General features: G+C 35.2%; 24 protein-coding genes. 7 read left to right on the top strand and 17 right to left on the bottom strand.

Annotated features, from left to right (window positions below):
* Positions 1–532: 532 nt before the first annotated feature.
* Positions 533–3,451, bottom strand: coding sequence for a PAS domain S-box protein (locus tag HHU12_RS05185; RefSeq protein ID WP_169655633.1), 2,919 nt, complete (start codon positions 3,449–3,451; stop codon positions 533–535).
* Between the two features lie 101 nt (positions 3,452–3,552).
* Between HHU12_RS05185 and HHU12_RS05180 the strand changes: the two genes are divergently transcribed.
* Both HHU12_RS05180 and HHU12_RS05175 read left to right on the top strand, forming a co-directional pair.
* Complete coding sequence (locus tag HHU12_RS05180) at positions 3,553–4,410, top strand: aldo/keto reductase (RefSeq protein ID WP_169655631.1); 858 nt, start codon at positions 3,553–3,555, stop codon at positions 4,408–4,410.
* A 14-nt stretch (positions 4,411–4,424) separates the two neighbouring features.
* Positions 4,425–5,396: an ion channel gene (locus HHU12_RS05175; RefSeq protein ID WP_169655629.1), complete on the top strand. Its 972-nt coding sequence runs from the start codon at positions 4,425–4,427 to the stop codon at positions 5,394–5,396.
* 50 nt (positions 5,397–5,446) lie between these two features.
* Here the strand turns inward: HHU12_RS05175 and uvrC are convergent, their stop codons facing one another.
* From uvrC to HHU12_RS05120, 11 genes are all read right to left on the bottom strand, one after another.
* Positions 5,447–7,252 carry an excinuclease ABC subunit UvrC gene (gene uvrC / locus HHU12_RS05170; RefSeq protein WP_169655628.1) on the bottom strand — a complete coding sequence of 602 codons (1,806 nt, stop codon included), beginning with the start codon at positions 7,250–7,252 and terminating at the stop codon, positions 5,447–5,449.
* Between the two features lie 107 nt (positions 7,253–7,359).
* Positions 7,360–7,986 carry a transglycosylase domain-containing protein gene (locus tag HHU12_RS05165; RefSeq protein WP_169655626.1) on the bottom strand — a complete coding sequence of 209 codons (627 nt, stop codon included), beginning with the start codon at positions 7,984–7,986 and terminating at the stop codon, positions 7,360–7,362.
* A 147-nt stretch (positions 7,987–8,133) separates the two neighbouring features.
* Positions 8,134–8,688 (bottom strand): DUF2911 domain-containing protein, encoded by a 555-nt coding sequence (locus HHU12_RS05160; RefSeq protein ID WP_169655624.1) that lies wholly within the window; start codon positions 8,686–8,688, stop codon positions 8,134–8,136.
* A 67-nt stretch (positions 8,689–8,755) separates the two neighbouring features.
* Positions 8,756–9,862 (bottom strand): bifunctional histidinol-phosphatase/imidazoleglycerol-phosphate dehydratase HisB, encoded by a 1,107-nt coding sequence (gene hisB / locus HHU12_RS05155; protein WP_169655622.1) that lies wholly within the window; start codon positions 9,860–9,862, stop codon positions 8,756–8,758.
* Positions 9,863–9,896: 34 nt separating this feature from the next.
* Positions 9,897–10,709, bottom strand: a complete 813-nt coding sequence (locus tag HHU12_RS05150; protein ID WP_169655620.1) for a GWxTD domain-containing protein — start codon at positions 10,707–10,709, stop codon at positions 9,897–9,899.
* Between the two features lie 163 nt (positions 10,710–10,872).
* A complete protein-coding gene (locus HHU12_RS05145) occupies positions 10,873–11,445 on the bottom strand; it encodes a MarC family protein (RefSeq protein ID WP_169655618.1) in 573 nt (190 codons plus the stop codon).
* 327 nt (positions 11,446–11,772) lie between these two features.
* Positions 11,773–12,984 (bottom strand): 3-phosphoshikimate 1-carboxyvinyltransferase, encoded by a 1,212-nt coding sequence (locus HHU12_RS05140; protein WP_169655616.1) that lies wholly within the window; start codon positions 12,982–12,984, stop codon positions 11,773–11,775.
* Between the two features lie 7 nt (positions 12,985–12,991).
* Positions 12,992–13,750 (bottom strand): lipoyl(octanoyl) transferase LipB, encoded by a 759-nt coding sequence (lipB, locus tag HHU12_RS05135; protein ID WP_262889373.1) that lies wholly within the window; start codon positions 13,748–13,750, stop codon positions 12,992–12,994.
* A gap of 111 nt (positions 13,751–13,861) precedes the next feature.
* On the bottom strand, positions 13,862–14,233 hold the full coding sequence (locus HHU12_RS05130; protein ID WP_044211452.1) for a hypothetical protein: 372 nt from the start codon (positions 14,231–14,233) through the stop codon (positions 13,862–13,864).
* 241 nt (positions 14,234–14,474) lie between these two features.
* Positions 14,475–15,410, bottom strand: a complete 936-nt coding sequence (locus tag HHU12_RS05125) for a UDP-glucuronic acid decarboxylase family protein (RefSeq protein ID WP_169655613.1) — start codon at positions 15,408–15,410, stop codon at positions 14,475–14,477.
* 53 nt (positions 15,411–15,463) lie between these two features.
* Positions 15,464–16,090: an L-threonylcarbamoyladenylate synthase gene (locus HHU12_RS05120; protein WP_169655611.1), complete on the bottom strand. Its 627-nt coding sequence runs from the start codon at positions 16,088–16,090 to the stop codon at positions 15,464–15,466.
* An 18-nt stretch (positions 16,091–16,108) separates the two neighbouring features.
* On the opposite strand from HHU12_RS05120, the gene HHU12_RS35270 reads away from it, so the two are divergent.
* Genes HHU12_RS35270 through HHU12_RS05105 form a run of 3 tightly spaced genes read left to right on the top strand, consistent with a single transcriptional unit; the run spans position 16,109 to position 18,358 of the window.
* On the top strand, positions 16,109–16,765 hold the full coding sequence (locus HHU12_RS35270) for a GNAT family N-acetyltransferase (protein ID WP_169655609.1): 657 nt from the start codon (positions 16,109–16,111) through the stop codon (positions 16,763–16,765).
* A 39-nt stretch (positions 16,766–16,804) separates the two neighbouring features.
* Positions 16,805–17,386, top strand: a complete 582-nt coding sequence (locus HHU12_RS05110; protein ID WP_169655607.1) for a non-canonical purine NTP diphosphatase — start codon at positions 16,805–16,807, stop codon at positions 17,384–17,386.
* Positions 17,387–17,422: 36 nt separating this feature from the next.
* Positions 17,423–18,358: a hypothetical protein gene (locus HHU12_RS05105; protein ID WP_169655605.1), complete on the top strand. Its 936-nt coding sequence runs from the start codon at positions 17,423–17,425 to the stop codon at positions 18,356–18,358.
* Between the two features lie 169 nt (positions 18,359–18,527).
* Here the strand turns inward: HHU12_RS05105 and HHU12_RS05100 are convergent, their stop codons facing one another.
* Genes HHU12_RS05100 through hemC form a run of 3 tightly spaced genes read right to left on the bottom strand, consistent with a single transcriptional unit; the run spans position 18,528 to position 20,492 of the window.
* A complete protein-coding gene (locus HHU12_RS05100; protein WP_169655604.1) occupies positions 18,528–19,019 on the bottom strand; it encodes an NADH-quinone oxidoreductase subunit C in 492 nt (163 codons plus the stop codon).
* Between the two features lie 2 nt (positions 19,020–19,021).
* A complete protein-coding gene (gene nuoB, locus HHU12_RS05095) occupies positions 19,022–19,534 on the bottom strand; it encodes an NADH-quinone oxidoreductase subunit NuoB (protein WP_240970851.1) in 513 nt (170 codons plus the stop codon).
* Between the two features lie 28 nt (positions 19,535–19,562).
* A complete protein-coding gene (gene hemC / locus HHU12_RS05090; protein ID WP_169655600.1) occupies positions 19,563–20,492 on the bottom strand; it encodes a hydroxymethylbilane synthase in 930 nt (309 codons plus the stop codon).
* A gap of 374 nt (positions 20,493–20,866) precedes the next feature.
* On the opposite strand from hemC, the gene HHU12_RS05085 reads away from it, so the two are divergent.
* A complete protein-coding gene (locus HHU12_RS05085; protein WP_062619791.1) occupies positions 20,867–21,265 on the top strand; it encodes an ArsR/SmtB family transcription factor in 399 nt (132 codons plus the stop codon).
* 5 nt (positions 21,266–21,270) lie between these two features.
* Positions 21,271–21,801, top strand: coding sequence for an RNA methyltransferase (locus tag HHU12_RS05080; RefSeq protein WP_169655598.1), 531 nt, complete (start codon positions 21,271–21,273; stop codon positions 21,799–21,801).
* 304 nt (positions 21,802–22,105) lie between these two features.
* Here the strand turns inward: HHU12_RS05080 and guaA are convergent, their stop codons facing one another.
* Both guaA and HHU12_RS05070 read right to left on the bottom strand, forming a co-directional pair.
* Complete coding sequence (gene guaA / locus HHU12_RS05075; protein ID WP_169655596.1) at positions 22,106–23,635, bottom strand: glutamine-hydrolyzing GMP synthase; 1,530 nt, start codon at positions 23,633–23,635, stop codon at positions 22,106–22,108.
* A 380-nt stretch (positions 23,636–24,015) separates the two neighbouring features.
* Positions 24,016–24,492, bottom strand: a complete 477-nt coding sequence (locus HHU12_RS05070; RefSeq protein ID WP_169655594.1) for a hypothetical protein — start codon at positions 24,490–24,492, stop codon at positions 24,016–24,018.
* Positions 24,493–24,518 lie beyond the last annotated feature (26 nt).

Genomic DNA, 24,518 nt, shown 5'->3' with positions numbered 1-24,518 from the left:
AAGAATTAACTGTAATTGGGATCCGCTTTCGCTGATCTTATAATTACTTTTTCATTACATCAAAAGAACGTTTGAGCCGTTGCTCAATGAACTAATTTCTCAGTTTGTTTTGCTTCTTCTTTTCAGAAGCGAGTGCAAAGGTAAGAACTTTTTATTTTAACTTCCAAATCTTTTTTCAAAAATTCTTAAAGTTTTTTTCGTTGATTTTTCAACCTGCAACACTCTGAATTTCCAACTCCAAAAGAGAAGTTTTAAAAGCCTTTCGCTAAAGGCGAGTGCAAAGATAAAAAGAGTTTTTTAATCTGCAATGCTTATTTTGTTTTATTTAGAAACTTAATTTTCATTGCTTTATTTTACTCTGACACAAATAGTTGTATCATCAAAAAAGTCTCCTTTCACATCATGTTTTTGTTGGCTTTCCGTTCAAAAGCGAGTGCAAAGGTAAGAGCTTGTTTTGAAAATGCAAGGGATATCTCAAAGAAATATTTTAAATGAAAATCAACAACCACACAGACACCTATTAAACAGCACTTTATATTTTTCTCATAAGAGTAGGAAGGTAAACTTTTATATTACAACCCAATCCTTTTTCTGAAATCAGGTCTATTTTACCCCCTAATATTTCAACAGCTTCTTTTACAATAAAAAGTCCAAGACCTGTTCCTTCTTTGTATTCAGAGGCTCTGTAAAACATATCAAACACTTTATGCTGATCAGTTTCTGAGATTCCCTCACCATTATCCTCGAATTGAATTTCAATTCCTTCTTTGTAATCCCTTATTACAATATTCAGAAACTTATCATCCTTTTGATCATCACTATACTTTATACTGTTCGTAAAAAGGTTTGTCAAAATACTTCTCAGTCGGATGCGATCCGAGACAAAAAGGTGTTCAGTGGAAATATCCAAGTTAATCACAAAGTCATTACTTAGATAAAATTGATGACTATCGATGATTAATTTCAACTCACTGAATAAATCAATAGACTTTGGCTCTAACTGCTGCCTGTTGTTTCTTAGGAACTCCCCAAAATCTTTTATTAGGTCCAATACCCTGTCCACATTTTTATCCATCATTGGAAGGTAAGTTTTCATTACTTCTTCAGGCTTTTCCTTGTAAGCAAGATTCAGCAATCCTTTCAACGAAGTTATGGGACCTTTTAGATCATGAGTTGTACTATATAGGAAGCGATCTAATTCTTTATTGGTTTCTTTTAGTTCTTCGTTTTTGGCCAATAAGCCCTGTTCGTATTCTTTTCTTTTTGTTATATCATGAGCATTGAAGATGGTATATAGTTTTCCTTGGATCTTTGCGAGGTTAGCACTCAATTCTACATCTACATATGAAGAATCCCTCTTTCTCATTTTCACCTCAATTTTTGAAGGATTAGAAACGTCTCCGATACGGCAGTTATTTCTATATTCTAATATCTTATTATGATCCTGTTCATGGAAGAAGTCTAAAAATACCTTTCCTCTTAAATCAAAGTAATTACTGAAACCTAATAAACGCTGTAATCCTTTATTATAATTGACTACTCTTCCTGAAAACTCAGCAATAAAACTATCCTTTGCGGCATTAATCATTGATTTCAGCCATATTTTTTTGCTCTTGCTTAATTCTTCAATTCTTTTCCTTTCTGTAATATCTGTTACAGCCCCTACAAAACGTAAAAGATTACCTGTTTGATCATAAATAGCCCTGCCTTGAATATTCAAGAACTCCAACTGCGTAGCTTTAAATAGTTTTTCACTACACTTCACATCCAAATCTATTGGTTTATGAAGTATAGAAAGTCGCTTTATTGCATCCCTGAACAAAATACGGTAATGCTTATCGATATAGTTCAGTTGTGTTTTTGTTGAAGGTATTCCTTTTGATTTATTGAGATTCAAAAGTGTATAAAGGTGGTCTGACCAGTAATATCGCTCCTCATTCGGCTCATATACCCAATTTCCTACATGTGTTACTCTTTGTATTTCATCAATGTAGGTTTCATTCCTTTCTAAAATTCCAAGTTGTTTCTTCTGTGTAGAAATATCTTGAATACCACCATAAAGTCCTACTACTTTACTATGTCTTATAATAGGCCTTCCTGTGAGCCTAATCCATTGTTCTCCTCTGTACTTCCCTTTAATCAATAACTCCAGATCAAAGTCAGACTGTGTTCTGTAAGAGTTCAAGAGTGCTTTCCTAGCTTTATCATATGATTTCTCATCACACATAGAAAGAAGAGCAGTAGGATTTTTATAGATAAACTCTTGTGAAATCCCTATGACTTGAGCTACTTCCTCCGTCACATTCATTGTTTTAGAAAAACGGTCATAAACCCACCCGCAGGCCTTAATCAAGCGTTGCATTTCTTTCAACATCTGATTGTTTTGCTCTTTCTGCGTTACATTCTTGAGCGTTGCGAATACTGCATACTTCTTGTCTGAGATCCTTACTTTTCTTGTTTGTAATTCAAATAGCAAGGTGGTGCCGTATTTACAGCTAAGATCGATAAAAAGTTTATGAGGTGATTCTAACTCACTTGAAGACAAAATAAGTTGAAACTCCTTTAAGAAATGTGCTCTTAATGAAGAGTGTATAAAGTCAGTGAATTTTTTTCCTATGATTTCATGATCCGAATACTGAAGTAATGTCCTTAAATACTTGTTGATTTTTACAATTTTAAGATCAGTATCTATGATTGAATAACCAATATTGCTTTGCTCCAGCATGGAACTAAACATTTCCTCAACGGTAGAACGGGTAGTGATATCTTTACTTCTGATCAAACACCCTTCTACTTCCTGCCCCTGTAAATAAATAGGCTGATAATGTGTCTTCAGGAAAACTTGTTCACCGGAATGTATATAATAAGATAATTCTGAATGAAATTCTTCACCCTTGAAAGCCGCACTCACACCTATCTTCAAACGCTCGTACTTTTCTAGGAAGTAATGCATTTTTGAAGTAATGTTTTCAACTTTACCTAGCAACCTTTTACCCAAATCTTTTGCCGCATTATTATAAAATAAAACCTTCAGTTGTTTATCAATAATAAAGATGGCATCATCTGAATACTTCAATAAAAGGTGATTGGTCAACTTCAAAAAGGATACATCATTGTTTAGATCACCTTCACGATGCAATTTGACAATGAAGGCTTTTTTATCATTAATGATTTCTATTTTCTGATGTGTGCCGTTTTCATAATAAAGCTTCTGTTCTAAAGATGCTCCATAATCAAGCTGTTCTAATTCAAGAAAAGTACCTCTAAAAATGCCATGCCAAGCCTTAGGACAAAACTCAAAAAAATTAGCCGTCTTATCTCCTTCGAGACCGACACCTAGAATCTTTTGGATTTTGTGACTTTCTAAGAAAGAATAATTCTCTTTTTCAATTATAAAAAAAGGAATATTTTTGTCTTTCTCTATTAAATTAAGGAAAGTCTCTTTGTACATAGCGTAATTATATTAGTTACTCAAAGTAGATTTTTCTGACGACAAGAAACGGTTAGTTATTTCCGACATTACTAATTTTATACTAAAATAAAAAAAAACAAATGATCTCAAAAATTGTAACCGGTGTTTGGAACTGGGGTTTTCTTAGTTCTCAAGATATTTTAAAGCTGATTGAAACAAGTATTGATAATGGTATAGACACATTTGACCACGCTGATATATATGGTGGTTATACTATTGAAGAACAATTTGGTAAGGCTCTCGCTTTAAAACCAGAATTGAAACAGAAGATGAAGATCGTTACCAAATGCGGTATTAAACTGATCACTCCAAATAGGCCTCATCATCATATAAAGTCTTATGACACAAGTGCTGAACATATTATTCAGTCTGCTGAAAATTCATTAAAGGTTTTAGGGGTTGATAACATTGATTATTTATTGATCCACAGACCTGATCCTTTATTAAATCCTGCAGAAGTAGCGGAGGCGTTTTCATCTTTACAAAAGGAAGGTAAAGTAAAAGCTTTTGGTGTAAGTAACTTCTTGCCACATCAAGTAGATATGCTACACAAGGAATTTCCTTTAAGTATTAATCAAATTGAAATTTCTCCTTTGCAAACTAAAGCTCTTTATGACGGTTCTTTAGATAACTGCTTGAAAAATAATATTCAACCAATGGCTTGGTCTCCTCTAGGAAACGGTAGAATTTTCACAGAGTCTTCTCCTGAAATCCTTAATTTAAAACAAGTTGTTCAAGAAGTGGGGGAGAAATATGGATTAGGCATTGACCAAACGATTTTTGCATGGCACCTTACGCACCCTACTGCAATTGTTCCAGTATTAGGAACTACAAAAGCACATAGAATAGTGGATGCAACCAAAGCAATGAGCGTGAAATTGGAAAGAGAAGATTGGTTTAAAATATTAGAGGCTGCAGAAGGTCATGAAGTAGCCTAGGTGAAAAAAACAGTATGTCTGATAAAACTTCAAAAATTCAAGATCCTGGGGTTGGTGTTCAATATGAACATGAAACCAAACGTATTATTAACCCTGACGGTAGTTTTAATGTAAAGAGAATTGGTACTGCCAACTTTGTCCGTGACGCATACCATTGGCTGATTACCATTAATTGGCTTCCATTTATAGTGGTGATCGGAAGTATTATTATTACAACAAATGTTGTCTATGCTTTCTTGTATATGGCTTGTGGTGTCGAGCACATCACTGGCGTATTTCAGACCAATAGCCTTTGGGATGAATTTGTACAGGCCTTTTTCTTCAGTGTCCAAACTTTTACCACAGTGGGGTACGGAGCAATGTCACCGCAAAGTCATGCTATTAGTTTAATTGCGAGTTTAGAGGCTTTTAACGGGCTATTATTATCTGCATTTTCTACCGGTATTCTTTATGGGCGCTTTTCCAGACCTATCTCTAAGATTATTTTCTCTAAGAATGCTTTGTTGACAAAATTCAAAAATACGGACAAAGATTGTCTGCAATTCAGAGTCATCAACAAAAGAGAGAATACTTTACTTAATCTTGAAGCTTCCGTTTATGTATCTATCCAACAGAAACAGGTCGATGCCAACGGAAATGAAGAATTTAGAAGACAGTTTTATGATATTTCTTTAGAAAGATCCAATATCATGTTCATGCCTCTTTCATGGACAATTGTACATATGATTGATGAAAAAAGTCCTTTGTATAACTTGACGTTACAGGACTTGATACATCAACATGGTGAAGTATTGATTGTATTGAAAGGGTTTGATGAAACATTCGGGCAGGATACTTATACTTATCACTCCTACTTTGCCACTGACTTTGTGGAAGGGCGAAGGTTTGTCAGAAATTTCCATGTTGATGAAGCTGGAGATATTATACTGAATGTTGGTGATGTACACCTTACAGATAAGCTTCCTTCTAAAAAGAAAAAGAAATAATAGTATACAATTACGGCTATTACTTAAATCAAGTAATAGCCGTAACTTTTTTAAGACAATCCGTCTTTCACTTTCTGGGCTTTACTATTCCCTATCAAGTCAGCAATTTCCTCTACTGGAGCTGCTTTTATATTGGTAATAGTTTTATAATGCTTTAATAATTTCTGAATGGTATTTGGCCCCACACCAGGAATGTCTTCCAACTTGGAATGAATACTTCCTTTACTCCTTAAATTCCTGTGAAAAGTAATACCAAAACGATGGGCTTCATCTCTAAGTCGCTGTACTAACTGAAGTGATCTTGATTTCTTGCTCAAATGCAATGGAATGGGATCTTCAGGAAAGAATATTTCTTCCAACTTCTTCGCTATGCCTATAATTGGCAACTTCCCGTACAACCCTAAACTTTTGAGCGCTTCACAAGCAGAACTCAATTGTCCTTTACCTCCATCAATAATGACTAATTGTGGTAATTTCTGCTTTTCTTCCAGCAACCTTTTATAACGGCGATATACCGCTTCTTCCATTGAAGCAAAATCATCAGGACCTTCTACTGTTTTCACATGAAAATGTCTGTAATCTTTCTTTGATGGTTTTCCATCTTTAAAAACTACACAAGCAGAAACGGGGTTTGTTCCTTGAATATTCGAGTTGTCAAAACATTCAATATGAACAGGCACATCCTTCAGTTGCAACTCATTTTTCAATTGAAGTAATGTCTGATAATTACTTTTCTTATCACTGATTTCCCCTCTTGATGTTTCACGTTCACGTTTGAAATACATCGCATTTTTAAAAGACAACTGGATTAATTTTTTCCCATCTCCAATTTTTGGAACAGAAAACTCCACTCTGTCATCCTCTTCATCAAATGATGTAATTTCAATGTTTGTGTAAATTTTTCGGGTAGATGTTTTATAGCGTTCCCTAAAATCCATTATTGCTTGTAGCAGAATTTCTTCATCCTCTTCATCCATTCTTTTTGTAATCTGATTGGATTCCGCGTAGATAATTCCGCCATTCATAATTTTAATGAAGTTGACATAGGCAAAACGTTCATCAGATATAATCGCATATACTTCTACTTCTTTTAGAGTAGGTGAAACGACTAGTGATTTTGATTGGTAATTCGTGATTAACTCCAGCTTCTGTTTCCATGTGTTAGCCTCCTCAAAAGCCAGTGAAGCCACAGCTTCCTCCATTTTTGAAGTAAAATATTCTCGGGCAACACTCAAGTTACCTTTCAAAATATTCAGAATCTGTTGTATATCTTCATTATAACTTTCTTCCGTTTGTTTCCCCTCGCATGGTCCCAGACAGTTGTTGATATGATATTCCAAACAAACTGAATATTTAGCTGCTGCTACGTTTTCCTCTGACAGATTATAAGTACAGTTTCTGATTTTGTAGAGTTGTTTGAATAAATCCAATAGAGCAGACATTGCCCTGCCATTGGGATAAGGGCCAAAATAACGATGCCTTTTATCAGTTGTATTTCTCGTTGAAAAAACTCTTGGAAACCTCTCTTTAGTGACACAGATGTATGGATACGTTTTATCATCCTTCAGAAGAATATTATACTTTGGCTGATTCTTTTTGATGAGGTTATTTTCTAATAACAACGCATCATATTCAGAATCCACTACCGTATACTCTATCCCTCTGATTTCAGAAACAAGCTTTTTGGTCTTTCTATTCATTCCTGCTTGTTTCAAAAAATAAGAAGATACTCTGTTCTTCAGTTTCTTTGCTTTTCCTATATAGATGATTTTCCCTTCTTCATTGAGGTATTTATACACTCCGGGCTGAAGGGGAAGGTTTTTCACCACCTTCATCAACTCTTCCTTGTAATCCATAGCTATAAATATAAAAGAGACGTAGCTTTTATCACTACGTCTCCGTTATTTTTTATTCTTAATACAACTGCCTTTATTAAAACAGCTATGTATTTTTTACCAAAGCCTTAATCCATCAATTTATTCAACAGATTGAAACGAGCTTCAACAATTTTATTTTTATCATAAGTACTTGGGTCTACCTCAAGCGGTTTTGCCAAAACTGATGCTAATTTCAATTTCTGTCTTCTAGATAAATTATGAATATCTTTTTTATAATAATAATCCGCTGCTTCTCCTACGCCGTAGATATTATCTCCCCATTCAGAGTAATTCAGATAAAGTTCCAAAATTCTGTTTTTATCTAAAATACACTCCATTTCTACAGCCGCTAAAGTCTCTAAGTAAGAACCTAGGTTATTATTATGAGGAAATAAAAACATTGTTCTTGCTACTTTCTGAGATATTGTCTTTGTGTTAGGAGCTGACTTTTGAGAATATCCTATATGCGTTTTAAAAGAAGGATCATCCAAACCGACAATTGCCGTTTGCAAATCATTTGGGATACTTTCTTTCGGTATAAATTTAGGAGTAATTACATTATTTAGATCAAAATGAGATCTCACACACATAAACATAGACATAGAGGGATTAGCCCACTTTACATAAAGTGATCCTAATGCTATATATGCAAAAAATGAAATGTGAGCAACTATCGTCAGAACGGCTAATCGTTTTAAAAAGGGTACAAACATGCTAGTACATCATTTAATTAGGCATTTGAATTATAATAAGTAGTACTTTAATATAATCATTACCTGAAAGTTTTGTGGAGTAGTTTGCTGTTGGAAAACCAACATTTTTACTAAAGTTCTAGTTTTTCTTTATTAAATAAAAGAAAATCACTCACTTTCTTCCTCTTTTCTAATCGGTGCAACAATGGAAACTCTTTGCCATATCGCTACTAAATTACACCCTTCTGGATCTTCTTGAAGAAAAATCGAGAACTTTTTAAAGATCTTAAAAGAGTTCAAAGAAGGTAGTTTCACTCTGAAAACGTCTTTGGATTGATCGTATTTAAAAGTACCCCACTGCCCTACGGCTTTGTTGACAATCAAAGTCCACTCTGCTGTATCCGGAATAGCATATAATGAATAAGTACCGGCTTCAAGCGGTTGCCCTGCCAAGGTCACTTTTTCTGTTACTGTAATTTCAGTAGCATCATCATCACCAAACCTCCACAGTTTTCTCCATGGCACAGAAACTCCAAACTTTGTATCAAAATCAGATTTCATTTTTGGTCTTCCATAGGTCACTTTCACATAGGTTCCATCTTCCATTGTGTAAGTGGCTAAACCTGTATCACTCTTTCTTGGTTTGTGTTCCAATTCTTGAGCGAATACGTTGCTACTTAAAAGTGAGAACAGCAGTAATAATGTGTATATATTTTTGATCATCTCTTCGTAAAAATAAAAAACGGACATTACCGTATGATAATGTCCGTTCAAATATCGTAAAGAAATTTTAAAGTACGCCCTTTGTACTTGGAATTTCGTTGTTACCTTCTTCTACTTGAATAGCCATTCTTAAAGCTTTTGCGAATGCTTTGAATGTACCTTCAATAATATGGTGGTCATTATCACCTGATGTCTTAATGTTTAAGTTACATCCTGATGTATCAGAGAATGACTTAAAGAAGTGTGAGAACATCTCTACTGGAAAATCTCCAACTCTTTCTCTTGATAAAGGTGCATCACATACAAACCAAGGTCTTCCAGAGAAATCTAATGCAACCTGTGCTAAAACTTCATCCATTGGTGCGATAAAGAAACCGTATCTAGCGATACCTCTTTTATCACCTAGTGCTTGTTTGAAAGCTTCGCCAATAGCTAAACCTGTATCTTCAATAGTGTGGTGTTCATCAATATGAAGGTCACCTTCTACTTTCACTGTCAAATCTACTTTACCATGCCTTGCTACTTGGTGCAACATGTGATCGAAGAAACCAATACCCGTAGATAGTTCAGATTTGCCTGTTCCATCAAGGTTTACTTGAATAAGAATCTTCGTTTCGTTTGTGATTCTTTCTACTTTGGCAGTTCTTCCTCCTGCTTTATAGTTTTTCAAGAAGCTGTAAATCTCTTTCCAAAATTTTGTTGTCAATACAGCCTCTGACTTTTGCTTATCACCAATTAAGATTCCTTTTGCTCCAAGGTTCGTTGCCAATTCAACATCCGTTAAACGGTCGCCAATCACAAAAGAGTTAGCCAAGTCATACTCACCTGACATGTATTTGGTCATTAAACCTGTTCTTGGTTTTCTTGTTGGAGCATTTTCATGTTCGAATGTTTTATCAATTAAGATATCATCAAACTCAATGCCTTCACCTTTCAGTGTGTCCAACATTTTATTTTGAGCTGGCCAAAAAGTATCTTCTGGAAAGCTATCTGTACCCAAACCGTCTTGATTGGTTACCATTACTAATTCGTAATCCAATTCGTCTGCAATTTTCTGCAATTGAGAAATTGCTTGAGGAACAAAAGCTAGTTTTTCTAATGAATCTACCTGATAATCTACAGGAGGTTCAACAATAATTGTCCCGTCGCGGTCTATAAATAATGCCTTTTTCATCTTAAAGTTTGTTGTCCGTTTGAAAGTTATGTTCTTATTGTATGGTACCGTTTCGCCATTTTTTCACAGTATCAAACCACACACGTTTATAATCATAAGAACGCTTTAATACATAATGCGTTCCTGTAAATTGATTCAGATCTTCGAAAAAATCAAATTCTACTTGCCCGTGATTCAAGTTACTGTCATAAGACCAACGAATTCCACCGTCAATATTTGAAATTTCATCTGGTGCCCCAAAAATAATATAAACAATGCCTCTATCCGTCTTCCAGCCTTCTTTATATTCAGAAAACTGTGTATTTGCTTCAGAAACTCTTTCAAAATACAACTTGATCAAGCGTTTTGCATTATCAGGAGACCCTGCCACATTGATCCAAAAGTTTTCAAAGGCTTCTCTTGGGCGTTGACCTGTTTTGAATGAGGTCATTTCATTTTGAGTGGAAATATAAACCATTGCAGGATAAATATTTCTCATCTTTTTATACTTCGGAAAGTCAGAGGGCATAGCTGTAAATCCTACTCCATCTCTGCCGGTTGTATCAGTCTGTATAAAATACAAACCTGTTGTTTTAATCTCTATAGGCTGATTGGCTTTTACCTCAAAAGTAGAATCTACAATCATAGGATTACCAGTATTGGCATTTTCCACCATTGGAGGCGGTGCAGGCATAAAGTCAGTAGAGAAATGATACACAAAATATCGTTCCGCTTCATTGCCTTTAATCGTGAATTTTTCTCCTACTCGAACGTATTTTCCTGTGCTACCTAGATTGACGGTGAAATTAGATACACTTTGAGCTTGCAGTATAAATGGGGTTAATATTCCAATGAATACTACTGCCATTATTTTAACAGTTTGTTTCATCAATTAAACTTGTTAGATGTTTTTCTATTCTATAGATCTCATTTTAGGGATTATAGAAGTTAATGTAAAAAATTGAAGTTGTCAATTCTAAGCATCCTAAATTGAAAAAAGAAAGGGTAGACACATTGGCCTACCCCTACATTTATATGTTTGTTTTAAAGAGCTTAATCGCAATAGCTAGAAGTATAATACCGAATACCTTTCTTAAAATATTCGCTCCTCCTTGCCCTAGTTTTTGCTGAATCCAACCTGAACTTTTCAAAACGATATACACAAATATCAAGTTGATAAAGATCCCTAAAAGTATACTAAAGGTTGAATACTCTGATTTTAGGGAGATAATTGTTGTCATTGTTCCTGCTCCCGCTATTAATGGAAAGGCCAATGGAACAATCGACCCTGTGCCTCCTTCTTCCGCTTCGCTTCTGAAAAGGACAATTCCTAAAATCATTTCTATTCCTAATAAGAATAGAATAATGGCACCTGCAATTGCGAATGAACTTACATCAATCCCAAATAAGCTTAAAATCTGCGTTCCGACAATCAGGAATAATACCATAATGATTCCTGCTACAATTGTAGCTTTTCCCGATTCGATTTTCCCTTCTTTTTCTCTTAAGTCAATAATAATAGGGATTGAACCTATGATATCAATTACTGAAAAAAGAATAAGTGACACAGATGCCACAGCTTTGAAACTAACATCTAATTCCATATGTACTCAGACAAAATTTATTTAAACTACTTATTTACTCTCTGTGATTTCTGCCTTCCAAAAATTTAGACGAGAATCACTTTTTGCATTTCCTGCGTTGTACTCACAAAAAATAATCAACTACTTCCCTAAGTTTATTTTTGACTGAGTACTTTTAATACTAAGACAGAAGCGAACGGATTTTTTTGAGGTGAGAGTTAAGAATTAAGAGGTAAGAAAAATGGTTCGTATTATGGCTCTTAGGGCACAATCTTCCCTCATACCTCTTCCTTTTTCCCTTTAAAAATTATCCTTTTACTTATTTCCTAGAACTTATCTTAATTTATATTATTCACCTTCTGTTACGAAGCCAGCATTTTTCAAATCTTCCCAATAGCTAGGGTATGATTTTGCCACTACGCCAGGTTCTTCAATGTCCAATTCACCAAGCAATGATAATGGAGCAAAGGCCATTGCCATTCTGTGGTCATCATAAGTATCGATAGTTTGTCCTTCGATCTTGATACCTCCTTTTGGAACTCTGATTTCTTCATCACCAATTACTTCAATCTCCAATCCTAATTTTTTGATTTCGTTTTGAAGTGCGGCAATTCTATCTGTTTCTTTGATTCTCAAGCTTTGAAGACCAATCATTCTTCCTTCCATACCTAAAGCGGCTACTAAAGAAACAATAGTCTGTGCTAAATCAGGGCAGTGAGTGAAATCGTAATAGAACTTATCTGCTAAGCCTGTTTTCGTTAAACGAACACCATCTGCTTCAAAAGTACTCTTCACGCCTAATTGCTCCATGATTTCAACAATAGCTTTATCACCTTGTAAAGAATCTTCTCTTAAGTTCATGATCTTTACTTCCGCTTCATCAGAAAGTGCTACGATGCTGTACCAGTAACTTGCACCCGACCAATCTGACTCAATCGTATAAGCGCCGCTTTTGTAGTTTTGAGGGGCAACAGTAATTACATTGTCCTCCCATTTATATTCTACTCCAAAACGTTCCATCAAGCTTAATGTCATCATGATGTAAGGCTTAGAGTTCACATCTCCTTCCAATACAATTTTTAATCCTTGAGGAAGTGAAGGTGCTACTAATAGCAATGCAGAAATATATTGGCTACTTACATCTCCTCTGATATTTACAGTATCAGTCGACTGTGCAAAACTTTTGATTTTATGTGGAGGATAACCTTCATTGTTCATATAATCAATGTTTCCACCAATCGAACGTAAAGCATCAACAAGAATTCCAATTGGTCTTTCTTGCATTCTTGCTGTTCCTGTCATTATGGTCTCACGGCTATTTGCTGTAACGTAAGCCGTAAGGAAACGCATTGTTGTTCCTGCATCTAATACATCCAATGTAAGCTCATCGCTATCCAATAAACGCATCATAGTCTGCGTATCTCTCGCCATTGAGATATTGTCCAATTGAATATCCTCTGTTGCGGATGCTTGAATAATTAAAGCCCTGTTACTTTCACTTTTAGAAGATACCAAAGGCACATCTAAACTCACTTTTTTCGTAGGGTGATAAATTTTCATCTGTCTGTTAGTGATTTTGGTTCTCAAAAATTTCCATTTCAAAAAGCGTTGCAAGGTGATTCTTCAATACCGCTTCCACTTCTTGCATATTGACTGCATGACCTAATTCATGTTCCATAGAGGTAACTGCTTTGTCAGAAATACCGCAAGGGACAATGTTTCCAAAGAATTTTAGATCCGCATTGACATTAAGTGCAAAACCATGCATGGTCACCCATCTACTTGTTTTGACACCCATCGCACATATTTTTCTAGGGTTTGGATCATTTTCCTCTCCAATCCAAACACCCGTTAAACCGTCTATTCTACCTGCTTTTATACCGAAATCCGCTAACGTTAAAATGATAGCTTCTTCTAAAAAGCGAAGGTATTTGTGTATATCCGTGAAGAAATTATCAAGGTCTAAAATAGGGTAACCAACTATCTGCCCGGGACCATGATAAGTGATATCTCCTCCTCTGTTGATTTTAAAAAACTCAACGTGCTCTTTCTCCAACCCTTGCTGATCTAACAAAAGGTGTTCTTCTTTACCACTTTTTCCTAATGTATACACATGAGGGTGCTCCACAAACAACAAATAATTTTTTGTTTCAATTGGTTCCTCTCCTCTGTCTGTTCTCTTTCTATTTTCTAGTTTTGTCTGAACAATAGCATCAAACAATTCTGTTTGGTAATCCCACGCCTTGGCATAAGGCATTTTACCGATGTGTTGAAACTCAACTTTTTTATTCATGTTCCTCTCTTTTTCTGTTGTAATACATGACATGAAGTCACAGACTACATTCTCACGAATACGAATACTTACGCGAATTTGCACAAAAAAAACCTCTCCTTTATAAAGAAGAGGTTCATATCTACTAAAAAGTGTCTTTTTTTTCTAATTCGCTGACTTAATATACGCTAAGAAGTCGCCTTGCACACCTAAAGTGTTGGCTAATTTGAGCATAGCGGTAGCTTCCATCTCACTGATATACCCTTTTCTATTGTTGGCATCCCATGCAAGACGTATATATTTTAATCTCGTTTCTGGAGGAAAATCCATCATTACATCAGAGAGATAATCTTTTGCTCTATCGAAAGCATTGACATAATCTTCTCCGATAAACTGTGTTGCCCATTCCAATTCTTCATGACCTTGAATGTTAGTGGCAGTCTCCTCCAAGATTGCTTGTTCATCCTCATCTAGCCCGTGATAATGGAATATCACCGATTTGATTAATAGATAAGCTTTTTTCTCTTCACTAGTCATTTTTTATAATTGGAGGTTTTGTCTAGACAAATATAACATTAATGTTAGTTCAAGCAAATAAACGTTAATGATTAAAATAAAAAACTGCTTACAAAAATAGTTTAATAATGAATTTTCATTCGTTTATTTTTATAAACTTTAGAGCATATCAATGTAAATTATTTTCATAAAAATACATTAAACATGCTCTAAATTCTTTTCTAAACTCAATATACAGCTAAGTGTACTTTAAAGTCAAAATCTATTTCACTTTTTGCATAAAATATTCTAAAGTACGCTTAAGTCCTTCAGATCGATCTACTTTCGGTTCCCAATCTAAAATTTCTTTTGCTCTAGTAATATCTGGCTGACGCTGTTTTGGATCATCTTTAGGAAGATCATGATAAACAATCTTAGAACCTGAGTCCGTCAACTTCACAATCTCTTCAGCAAATTCTTTAATAGTGATTTCCTGAGGATTACCAATATTTACTGGATCATGGTAATCAGACATTGTTAATCTGTAAATACCTTCCACTAAATCGTCTACATAACAGAACGACCTTGTTTGTGAACCATCACCGAAAACTGTAATATCTTCTCCTCTTAATGCTTGGCTCATAAATGCCGGCAATGCTCTACCGTCATTCAGACGCATACGAGGTCCGTAAGTATTAAAGATTCTTACCATACCCGTATTCACACCATGGAATGTATGGTATCCCATCGTAATTGCTTCCTGAAAACGCTTTGCTTCATCATAAACTCCTCTTGGTCCAATTGGATTTACGTTACCCCAGTAATCCTCTTTTTGAGGGTGTACATTAGGGTCACCATATACCTCTGAAGTAGAAGCAATCATAAAACGTGCTTTTTTCACTCTTGCCAAACCTAATAAGTTGTAAGGTGCTAATGAACCTACTTTCAATGTTTGGATTGGCATTTCTAGATAGTCAATTGGGCTTGCAGGAGAGGCAAAGTGAAGGATGTAATCTAAATCACCTGATACGTGTACAAACTTTGTAACATCATGGTGGTAGAACTCAAAGTTTGGATTTCCAAAAAGGTGCGAAATGTTATCTTCACTACCTGTAAGGAAGTTATCCATCCCTACTACTTTGAAACCATTTGCCAAAAATTTGTCACACAGATGTGACCCAAGGAAACCGGCGGCTCCCGTGATTAATACTCGTTTCATGATTTATTGTAAATATGTAAATTTTGTCTTTAAACGTAGCTCGATTATGCTTCTTACAGATAATCTTCTATTTCTCCCAAACCTTGACGAACTACATCAAAATCTCCGCCAACTAGGTTAATTACTGTAGATAAATGGATATTTCCGTATCCACCATCAATTACAGCATCTACTAAGTGGCCATATTCTTCATAAATCAATTCTGGATCTGTTGGATATTCTTGAATATCATCATCCATTTTCAATGAAGTGGTTACAATTGGGTTACCTAATAGATTGACTAGTTCTCTTGGAATATTGTGATCCGGCACACGAATACCTACCTCTTTTTTCTTGGAGTCCACCAGCTTTGGTACTGAATTACTCGCTTGCATGATAAAGGTAAACGGTCCCGGTAAAGCTTTTTTCAACAACCTGAATGTAGGTGTTTCAATGTGCTTTACATAGTTAGTAATATCTGAAAGATCATAACAGATAAAAGACAGGTTCATTTTATTTGGTTTTAATCCTTTAAAACGGATCAGCTTCTTCAATGCATTTTGATTCATAAGGTCACACCCTACACCGTAAACTGTATCCGTTGGATAAATTATTAACCCTCCTTTTCTTAAGATATTTACCACCTGATTGAGTAATCTCTCTTGGGGATTATCTGCGTTTATTCTAAAAAATTCTGCCATGGCTTTACTTTTAAAGGAGTGAAGATAATCTATACATTATTAAATTACCCATATCTTACGGTAAACTCAACAAAACTTTTCATTAATATTGAAGATCTGAATAAAAAATTAGAGAAGACAATGGGTTATATCACTATTCCTGTAAAAACATGGTATTTACAGAAAGACAAACAAATACAGACACATTTAAAGTTTTCTTTGAAGGGAGAAATCAAAGAGTGGGCCCCTAAAAATAACGTAGAATACCTTGATGTGTATAATGCTATTGGGAAAGATTGGGGCTGGACTGGAAGAGTTTTGATGGCTGAAGAAGAATTAAGCGACTGGTTAAACTCACCGGAGTCTAAATTCTATTTACTAGAAGTAGAAGGAAAAACAGCCGGTTTTATAGAATTTGATTTTAAAGATGTAACAAGACCCGAAATCGTTTACTTCGGTCTGATGCCAGATTATATCGGAAAACAATTGGGATTGCCTTTCCTTACTCATGCCACTCATCAAATCGAAAAGTTAGAGGAGGTAGAAAATGTATGGTTGCATACTTGTGAATATGATCACCCTTCAGCAATTAAAGTCTATCAAAAAGCTGGATTTGAAGTTTATAAAGAAGAAGTGGATAAGGAACCTTATGATGAGGATTTTTTGAAAGAGTTTAAAGAAAAGTTCCGTAATTAGTGGCCATAAAAAAAGTGTGCGTAATTAATCTTATTTAAAATGAAAAAAATCTGTTTTGCGACAAACAATGTCAATAAATTAAAGGAAATACAACAGCAATTGGATGGACTTTACACAATTGTAAGTCTTAAAGAAATTGGCTGTGAAGAAGAGTTGCCTGAAACACAAGAAACTTTAGAAGGAAACTCTTTACAAAAGGCACAATACGTTTGGGATAATTATGGGGTAAGTTGCTTTGCGGATGACACAGGCTTAGAAGTAACGGCACTTAACAATGAGCCAGGTGTTTACTCTGCAAGATACGCAGGTCCTCAACGTGATTCTGAAGATAATATGGATTTGGTTTTGAAAAACCTTGAAGGAAAAGAAGACAGATCCGCTAGATTTAGAACGGTCATTACGTTGCTTTGGGAAGGAAATATAGAACAAGTAGAGGGAGAAGCGAAAGGTGAAATTATTTCTGAAAGAACAGGTGATCAAGGATTTGGATATGACCCTATTTTCCAGCCTGAGAATGAAACCAAAACCTTTGCTCAGTTATCTTCTACTGAGAAAAATAAAATTAGCCATAGAGGAAGAGCGGTTTCTAAATTAATTGAATTATTAAAAGATAAGGTTTAAATTTATTGATCTTACTTTCACTACTTTTTTATTTTTATGAATAAACTAACATTACAAACAGAAAAAGAGTACAAAAACTTTGGTCTAGCCTTTGGACTTGGTTTTGTCATTGTACAAATTATTCCACTTATATATGGATTAATCAGTGGAGCAGGTGCGAGCACATGGACTACAATTGGACTTATCTTTACAAGTTTTTTCAGTTCACCTGCTATTCTATTTTTAGGAATAGGGTTTTTAAAAGGATATAAAGAAAAAGCAGTGTTCTGGATTGGTATCCTTGGCCTATGGTTAAGTGTGATGCTGAATCTTTACATTCTTCATGGAGGAGAAGAGATACTTTTAGAAACGATATTGCATAAGCTTTCTAGAAAACTTGTCGTTTTGATCATTTCATTATTGATCATACGTCATTTTATAACTACTAAAAACTTGATGCACTTAATTGCAGGTTTTGGTATTTACGTACTGATGTCTGCTACTAGTTCTTTTATTCAGTTCAGGGACAGTCTTAGTAATGATATCATTATCAGTCAAGTACTTTGGGGAGCTTTAATCTACGTATTTGGTATAGGCGCTGGTTATATTTTACTCCGTATTTTCTCAGGAAATAATGACCACGAAGGAAAAGATGCGACAGTTGAAACTCAAGGTTTACATAATTCCCAACTGATCTTCTACTTTATGATCTTCTGCTTATACTTTTCAGATATCTGGATGGGACAATCAAGCTTAAGAACGAATGTCAATATACTTTTTCAATTGCTTTATGCTTCTGTGGGTATTATTTATTTCACTAAAAATATCATTACAATTGGCATGGCATTGACGCTTCTATCTCTTATTGGTAGAATCATCGCTTTCTCAAAAGATATGAGTGTTATGAATGTAATAGGAGTTGCTATAACATTGGTATTCTTAGTTTTATTTGAAATGTCAAGAAGACAATTTGGTCAAAAATCGAAGAAATAAATTCAACTTCCTACTTAATAAAAAAGAGCAATTGTAATCTATAAAAAATACAATTGCTCTTTTTTTATTATTGAAAAATTGATGGATACTTCTCCCTCACCAATATTTGGTGAACTTATGAGGTTAGGCATTCATCAAAGGCGGGTAAACACATAGGTTTACCCCTACATTAATCTTTTTCGTACTTGATTTTGATGCCATGGTATCTTTCCTCTGGCTCATAATCTTTCTGTAATGGATGTCCTACCCAATCGTCTGGCGAAAGAATTCTTCTGAGATCAGGATGGTTTTCAAATTTCATCCCCACTAAATCATACGCTTCTCTTTCATGCCAATCCGCTGCTTTCCACACAGATGTCACACTTGGCAGTGAAGGTGACTCTCTATCCAACATCACTTTCAACGTCAGTTTATGACCAAAAGGAATAGAATACAAATGATAAATCACTTCCATAGTCTTCTTTGCAGGACCATTGTCTACCCCTGTCAAGCAAGAAAGTGTATCGAAGTAAGTCGTTTTATTCTCTTTTAAAAACTGGCAAACTGTCGCAATATCCTTTCCCTCCACAATAATTTCATCTTGTGGTTTGATCGGGTTATAAGTCAATGTACAATCTGAAAGATTTTCATTGATCAATGCTAATATTTCTTCTGTTGTCATTGTTAGGCAGTTTGTTCTTTTAATAGATTTTCAACAGCAGTTGGAGCCATTAAAGTTTCCTTCTTGATCTCATCTCTCAGCTTCAAAATACCTCCAATCAGCGCTTCTGGTCTTGGTGGGCACCCTGGCACATAGACATCTACCGGAATAATTCTATCTACTCCTTTTACTACATTATAGCCGTGTTCCCAGTATGGACCTCCACAGTTAGAGCAAGACCCCATTGAAATCACATATCTAGGCTCTGCCATTTGCTCGTACAAACGACGAACTCTGTCAGCCATTTTGAAAGTTACTGTTCCTGAAATAATCATACAATCCGATTGCCTAGGTGAAGCTCTAGGAAAGACCCCAAAACGGTCCAAATCATAATTGGAAGCAAACGTACTCATCATTTCAATGGCACAGCAAGCCAAACCAAAACCCAAAGGCCATAGTGATGACAAACGAGCCCAGTTGATTAAATCGTCTACTTTTGATATAACTATTTCTCCTTGACCAAAATTCTGGTCCATCAGTCCTTTCATAGTAATGTAGTAAAGTTTAGTTTTTTAATTCTGCCAATAACTCAGCACCTCCATTCGCTAAAGTTTCCTTTGCAATTTGAGTTCCTGCCTCTTCTACTTTATCGGCATCTACAGTATAGGTGTAACGGATTTGCGGTTTACCTTCCGGAACTGCTAAACCACCTGTGATATTAATTTGTTTATCTTCTGTCCAAGTTGCCAAACAAAATGCAGGAATACTACATCCACCCTGCAACTCTTTTAAGAAAGCTCTTTCCCCTCTTACACAACGCTCAGTATCTTCGTCATTGATAGCTTTTCGTACCGCTTCTTTCACCTCAGAATCCAATGTAACGGCTGATTCAATAGCGACACAACCTTGACCAGTTGCAGGAGTAAAAGTATCTAACGGTAGTTCATGTACGATCATATCATCGTATTCCATTCTATGAACTCCAGCGTAAGCAAGCATCAATACATCACATAAACCGTCTTTCATTTTCTGAATTCTTGTTTGAAGATTTCCTCTTACATCAACAATTTTTGCATTAGGAAAGTGCTTTTTCAGCATTGCCACTCTTCTTACTGAAGATGTACCGATGACAATCTCAGAAGAAGCATTGATTTCCAATCCTTCTTTATGGCTCACAAATACATCATGACACGCTTCTCTTTCTGTAAAGGCAATCAACTCAAAATCATCACCTAACGAAGCTTGCATATCTTTTGCACTGTGTACTGCTATATCAATACCGCCATTTCTCAACTGTTCTTCCAGCTCTTCAGTGAAAACACCTTTTGAGCCAATTTTTGATAATGAACGGTCTAAAATTTTATCTCCTTTTGTTTCAATCAGTACTAATTCAGCTTTATGATTATTCTTTTCCAAAAGCTCTTTTACATAATAAGCTTGCCATAAAGCGAGCTTACTTTTTCTAGTACCGATTTTAATTATTCTTTCTGCCATAATTGTATCTTTCTAATGACGCGAAGATACACACTAAGAAATTCAAAATAAAGGGCTTATAATGGAATACAAAAAAAAGACATTCAATATGTATCGAATGTCTTTCCACAACTGGTTAATGTTACTGGTGTATCATGCCATATAATAGGTGACTAACCTATTATCTTTACCTATAACAATAATAAGGTATAGAAAGTTCATTGCGAAACATTTTTAGAAATAAAAATGATTTTCTTAGAATTTTAATATGATATTTCATCAAAACTTCAATTTTTAGCCTGTTTTTCTTAACAATACGTAAAATTCAGATATTATTCCTATTTGATATCAAGATTAGTATATTTGTCAATGCAAATTAATGCAGAGACTTTTATATGAAACTTAAACACTTTAATCTTTCCATCGGCACACAAATTATGAAGGCCCTTGGGGAGGAGTCTAGAATACGTATCATGCACCTTCTCTATGAAAATGAGGAAATGTGTATTTCAGATATTGAACTGGTTTTAGATTATACCCAGACTAAAACTTCAAGGCATTTGATCTATATGAAGAATGCCGGATTGCTCAATGTTAGAAAAGTGGATCAATGGTCTTTTTATTCTATTAAAGAAGAAATTTCTGGTATCATAGAAACAATCTTCAATTATATGGAGAAAGACACCACACTGATTGAGGATCAGACGACTTACAATACATTGTTCAGCAATCGTGAATTGGCGATCAATAAAATTGAAAGAAGAAGAATGAGTCATTATCCAATAGGAGATTAATATATATGAGAAAATTAAGCATGGATGAACTTAACAGAGTGAGTGCTGAAGAGTTCAAAAGTCAGAAGAAAAATAATATTGTAGTTGTTCTTGATAACATCAGAAGCCTTAATAATGTAGGTTCTGCTTTTAGAACAGGTGATGCTTTCGCAATTGAAAAAGTTGTTCTTTGCGGTATTACTGGCAAGCCACCTCACCGCGATATCCACAAAACTGCCTTGGGTGCTCAAGACACGGTCACTTGGGAACACTTTACAGATACAGTGGAAGCGATCAAAAGCTTAAAAGAGGAAGGTTATAAAATCATTGCTGTTGAGCAGGTTGAAGGATCTACTTCTCTTCAGGACTTTCAGACTACACCTGAAGAAAAAGTAGCTTTGATCTTCGGTAACGAAGTGATGGGTGTGAGTCAAGAAGCGATTGAAGCTTCTGATATCGCTTTAGAAATTCCTCAGTTTGGTACAAAACACTCATTGAACGTTTCTGTTACTTTGGGGGTTGTATTATGGCAAGTTTTACAACAGAAGCTTGGTTAATTATCAAGTTCAAAATATAAAAAGGGCTGTTTCAATTTTATTCTTGAAACAGCCTTTTTTATATAAAGAAACCACCCCGGTTTAAAGGGTGGTTCTGCTAGTTATTAGATAAGACTAGATTATACATTACAAATCAAAATACAATTGCAAACAATTGTAAATGCAATTTAATCATTTTTTTGTAACAAAAAATAAAAGGCATAAGGTAATATCATATTTACCCTATGCCTTTATTTGTATCAATTAATAGACATGTCTATTAAATAGCGGGTAGACACATAGGTCTACCCCTACGATACGATGTTTATTCCCACTCAATAGTTGCAGGTGGTTTAGAACTGATATCATATACCACTCTGTTTACACCTTTTACTCTATTGATGATATTGTTACTGATTTCAGCAAGGAACTCATATGGTAAGTGTACCCAATCGGCAGTCATACCATCTAATGATGATACTGCTCTTAGTGCAACTACTTTTTCATAAGTTCTCTCGTCACCCATTACACCTACAGACTGTACAGGAAGAAGCATTGCTCCTGCTTGCCATACATCGTCATATAAGCCGTGGTCTTTTAAACCTTGGATGAAAATATGATCTACTTCTTGTAAGATTTCAACCTTTTCAGCTGTAACGTCACCTAATATACGAATACCAAGACCTGGACCTGGGAAAGGATGACGGCCTAAGATTTCTTGAGGGATGTTTAATGCCTTACCTACCAAACGTACTTCATCTTTGAATAAAGTATTTAATGGCTCTACTACTTTCAATTTCATGTAGTCAGGAAGACCACCCACGTTGTGGTGAGACTTGATAGTAGCTGAAGGTCCTTTTACAGAAACAGACTCGATTACGTCAGGATAAATTGTTCCTTGACCTAACCACTTCGCGTTTTCTACTTTCTTAGATTCTTCTTCAAAAACGTCTACGAAAACTTTACCGATTGCTTTTCTTTTTGCTTCCGGATCTGTTTTTCCTTCTAATTCAGCATAGAACTTATCTTTAGAATTTACGCCTTTTACATTAAGACCTAAACCATGATACGATTTTAATACTGATTCGAATTCGTTTTTACGAAGTAAACCATTGTCTACAAAAATACAGTGTAAGTTTGCTCCAATTGCTCTGTGAAGTAATACCGCAGCCACTGAAGAGTCAACCCCTCCAGACAAACCAAGAATTACTCTATCATCACCTAATTGCTCTTTTAAAGATGCTACTGTTGCATCTACAAAAGACTCAGGCGTCCAGTTTTGGTCACAACCACAAACACCTACTACAAAATCTTGTAGCATGAATTTACCGTCTGTAGAGTGCGTTACTTCTGGGTGGAATTGTAAACCGAATGTATCTTCACCGATGATTCTGAAAGCGGCAACAGGGATACTGTTTGTGCTTGCAATCACCTTGAAAGTAGAAGGAAGGTTTAGGATAGTATCGCCGTGTGACATCCAAACTTGTGTGTCGTTTGGAATACCTTTCATCATTGGGCTCGTGTGGTCAATGAAGTCAAGGTTTGCACGACCGTACTCACGGTGCTCTGAACGTGCTACAGTTCCTCCATTTTGGTGAGCTAACATTTGCGCTCCGAAACATACACCCAATAAAGGCATTTTTCCTCTGATGTCAGAAACATCAAAATTAGGTGCATCTTCTTCTAAAACTGAGTGAGGGCTACCAGAAAGGATAACACCTTTATACTCAGAGTGATCAATCTTTGGCTCGTGATTGTAAGGGAAAATCTCACAATAAACGTTTAACTCCCTGATGCGTCTTGCAATCAGCTGAGTGTACTGTGAACCGAAGTCGTAAATTAGGATCTTGTCCATAACAAAGGTTGTATTCAGAGATTATTTTTTGATCGTGCAAAGATGCTGTTTTTTATTGAGAAAGTGACAAGTAGGGATCTTTTTTTTGTTTTAATTAAGTGAAAAACAAGAGTCCCTCTTCAAATTAATGAGACAGGACTCTTGAATAAAAGACTACTCACAGTTCTTCTGGCATAAATTATATACCATCTTTTATAATTCTTGAGAGCCTGAAAAGAGTGACCGCTTGTTTTCATTAAAATTGTAAAAACAAAAAACCGGAACCTTATTATATAAAGCTCCGGTTTCTATTTTGGTAATAACTATTTTAGTTCATCAGAAACTACATTTCTAATACTCAAATAATATTACATTCTATATTGAAAATCAATACTACAGAATTAGTCAGGAATTACTTCCGAACATTCACTCTTCGTTAAATTATCAACTTTACTAGACGATGCAAACTCAGTTCCATGGAAAGATTTTCCAACATATCTTTCACTTGAAGGATTTCCACCTTTACATGAAGATTGGAACTCAACCACTAATTCATCAACTGCAGACTGTCTTACAACTCCGTCTCTTGTTTCTACAACATAAAGATCTACTTGATCATGAGCATCAGCTACAGGAACAACTTTATAAGTATAAAACTTAAGAATAGCTGTAGTTCCTTCCACAGATAATTCTCTTGTTGGAACTGTTGCGTATACATCTTTTTTATTATCAACATCTGAACTATCAACACCAATTTTCACTGATGTAGTCCATTGATGAACCCCTGAATGATCAGCAGGAGTAAATGATTTGTCATCTTCAGAAGAACATGCTGCAAACATGGCAACTAGTGACAAAATATATAATAACTTTTTCATTTTTATCAAATTTAAACTTGAGAGGA

This window comes from Flammeovirga aprica JL-4 (genome assembly GCF_012844305.1).
In the GTDB taxonomy this organism is placed as follows: Bacteria; Bacteroidota; Bacteroidia; order Cytophagales; family Flammeovirgaceae; genus Flammeovirga; species Flammeovirga aprica.
The sequence above is the reverse complement of the archived record's forward strand: the minus strand, read 5'-3'. Positions and strand labels throughout refer to the sequence as shown.

Coding starts and splice junctions, on each gene's coding strand:
- HHU12_RS05185 (WP_169655633.1), bottom strand. CDS start 3,451: ATGTACAAAGAGACTTTCCTTAATTTAATAGAGAAAGACAAAAATATT.
- HHU12_RS05180 (WP_169655631.1), top strand. CDS start 3,553: ATGATCTCAAAAATTGTAACCGGTGTTTGGAACTGGGGTTTTCTTAGT.
- HHU12_RS05175 (WP_169655629.1), top strand. CDS start 4,425: ATGTCTGATAAAACTTCAAAAATTCAAGATCCTGGGGTTGGTGTTCAA.
- uvrC (WP_169655628.1), bottom strand. CDS start 7,252: ATGGATTACAAGGAAGAGTTGATGAAGGTGGTGAAAAACCTTCCCCTT.
- HHU12_RS05165 (WP_169655626.1), bottom strand. CDS start 7,986: ATGTTTGTACCCTTTTTAAAACGATTAGCCGTTCTGACGATAGTTGCT.
- HHU12_RS05160 (WP_169655624.1), bottom strand. CDS start 8,688: ATGATCAAAAATATATACACATTATTACTGCTGTTCTCACTTTTAAGT.
- hisB (WP_169655622.1), bottom strand. CDS start 9,862: ATGAAAAAGGCATTATTTATAGACCGCGACGGGACAATTATTGTTGAA.
- HHU12_RS05150 (WP_169655620.1), bottom strand. CDS start 10,709: ATGGCAGTAGTATTCATTGGAATATTAACCCCATTTATACTGCAAGCT.
- HHU12_RS05145 (WP_169655618.1), bottom strand. CDS start 11,445: ATGGAATTAGATGTTAGTTTCAAAGCTGTGGCATCTGTGTCACTTATT.
- HHU12_RS05140 (WP_169655616.1), bottom strand. CDS start 12,984: ATGAAAATTTATCACCCTACGAAAAAAGTGAGTTTAGATGTGCCTTTG.
- lipB (WP_262889373.1), bottom strand. CDS start 13,750: ATGTCATGTATTACAACAGAAAAAGAGAGGAACATGAATAAAAAAGTT.
- HHU12_RS05130 (WP_044211452.1), bottom strand. CDS start 14,233: ATGACTAGTGAAGAGAAAAAAGCTTATCTATTAATCAAATCGGTGATA.
- HHU12_RS05125 (WP_169655613.1), bottom strand. CDS start 15,410: ATGAAACGAGTATTAATCACGGGAGCCGCCGGTTTCCTTGGGTCACAT.
- HHU12_RS05120 (WP_169655611.1), bottom strand. CDS start 16,090: ATGGCAGAATTTTTTAGAATAAACGCAGATAATCCCCAAGAGAGATTA.
- HHU12_RS05110 (WP_169655607.1), top strand. CDS start 16,805: ATGAAAAAAATCTGTTTTGCGACAAACAATGTCAATAAATTAAAGGAA.
- HHU12_RS05105 (WP_169655605.1), top strand. CDS start 17,423: ATGAATAAACTAACATTACAAACAGAAAAAGAGTACAAAAACTTTGGT.
- HHU12_RS05100 (WP_169655604.1), bottom strand. CDS start 19,019: ATGACAACAGAAGAAATATTAGCATTGATCAATGAAAATCTTTCAGAT.
- nuoB (WP_240970851.1), bottom strand. CDS start 19,534: ATGGACCAGAATTTTGGTCAAGGAGAAATAGTTATATCAAAAGTAGAC.
- hemC (WP_169655600.1), bottom strand. CDS start 20,492: ATGGCAGAAAGAATAATTAAAATCGGTACTAGAAAAAGTAAGCTCGCT.
- HHU12_RS05085 (WP_062619791.1), top strand. CDS start 20,867: ATGAAACTTAAACACTTTAATCTTTCCATCGGCACACAAATTATGAAG.
- HHU12_RS05080 (WP_169655598.1), top strand. CDS start 21,271: ATGAGAAAATTAAGCATGGATGAACTTAACAGAGTGAGTGCTGAAGAG.
- guaA (WP_169655596.1), bottom strand. CDS start 23,635: ATGGACAAGATCCTAATTTACGACTTCGGTTCACAGTACACTCAGCTG.
- HHU12_RS05070 (WP_169655594.1), bottom strand. CDS start 24,492: ATGAAAAAGTTATTATATATTTTGTCACTAGTTGCCATGTTTGCAGCA.